Origin of the sequence: Xanthocytophaga agilis (assembly GCF_030068605.1) — a bacterium.
GTDB lineage: Bacteria > Bacteroidota > Bacteroidia > Cytophagales > 172606-1 > Xanthocytophaga > Xanthocytophaga agilis.
Map to the genome: position 1 here is coordinate 1 of NZ_JASJOU010000045.1, position 1,196 is coordinate 1,196.

Annotated in this window: 2 protein-coding genes; both read right to left on the reverse strand. The window is 39.7% G+C overall.

Annotation, left to right across the window (positions count from 1 at the left end; translation table 11 throughout):
- Positions 1-7: 7 nt before the first annotated feature.
- Positions 8-826 carry a transposase gene (locus tag QNI22_RS40100; protein WP_314520301.1) on the reverse strand — a complete coding sequence of 273 codons (819 nt, stop codon included), beginning with the start codon at positions 824-826 and terminating at the stop codon, positions 8-10.
- Positions 802-1,107: a hypothetical protein gene (locus tag QNI22_RS40105; protein ID WP_314520304.1), complete on the reverse strand. Its 306-nt coding sequence runs from the start codon at positions 1,105-1,107 to the stop codon at positions 802-804. The genes QNI22_RS40100 and QNI22_RS40105 overlap by 25 nt, the downstream gene beginning before the upstream one ends.
- Between the last annotated feature and the right edge of the window lie 89 nt (positions 1,108-1,196).

Below are 1,196 nucleotides of genomic sequence, written 5' to 3' on the forward strand. Positions count from 1 at the left end.
TATACTACTAGACAATTTTAAAAATAGTTGATTTTTTAGGAAAGCGCTTGAGCAGATACTCTCGAAAATCGACTAGACAAGTGAGCTTTTCTTTGAGTTTTTGTAGCCCATCACGAAAAACAGACACTGATCGATACTTCTTGCCACCGGCCGAGCGAATGTGTCGAACCGGATTGTGTTTCTCTTGCAAAATGCCTTGCTCAAGGGCTAGAATATAAGCCACAATCACAAAACTAATTAGTAAGCGGATCTTGTTTGTATCTTGAAAGGCCACCTGTTCGAGATTAAAACCATTGGTCTTCAGATGCTTGAAACAATATTCGATTTTCCACCGCTTCCGATACTGTTTTCCGATTCGTTTTTTCCTGAGCCGATTGGTTAACAAATATACCAACGGTTCTTTTTCATTGTGATTTTCATTTCGGTACACTTCCAATCGATAGCGCTGCTTGTCCAGAGTGAAATCTGTATGGGCATACCCTTTCTTGAAGACCCTTTTCTGTAATTTATCATACTGTTTTTCTTCCAGATCAATCCATTGCTGATAGATTCCTTTGCGTAAGCGAATTAGAAATCCGATCTGGTTTGTATTCAGAAAAGCAAACCATTCTTTGCCGATAAATTCCCTGTCAGCAATCAAAAGCTTACCCCTTAAGTCAATCACAGATAGGCTTTTGCGTATAAAGTTGATTCGTTCTTTCTCACTAAGTACACCTTTGTGGGAATAGATGCGAAAATAAACTGGAACGGCTACTCCTTTCACATCGGCGGCTAGCACCAGCACGTGCAATGGATACTGACCTATTTTCCATTCGGTCGAGTCCAAAAAAAATACTCCACTTTGCCAATAACCAGACCTGTTGCCCACAAAAGCAGATCGATAAACAATCGGGTCGATCCGTAGCGTTCAAAGATACGAAGCATTCGTTTGTAATGGGTATGACGCGAAGCATCGGTTTTACCAGTCAAGGCAGAGAATTCATCTTTGATCTTATACAAACTTACGCTTCGAGCGGAAAGTAAACCGGCCAGCAGCAGTTCGACATTTTTCAATGTAGATTGATGGTATTTTCCTGGTAATCGTGTAATTTTATCCAATAGAGTCATCGGGAATAGTTTTGTTAGTTTGGTCACTACAAAGCTCTCCTTTTTGACTCTATTTTTTTATCCTTTTTGCAAATTGTCTAGTAGTATAA

Excerpts from the sequence above, each read along its gene's own strand:
- QNI22_RS40105 (WP_314520304.1), bottom strand. The coding sequence starts at position 1,107 with ATGACTCTATTGGATAAAATTACACGATTACCAGGAAAATACCATCAA.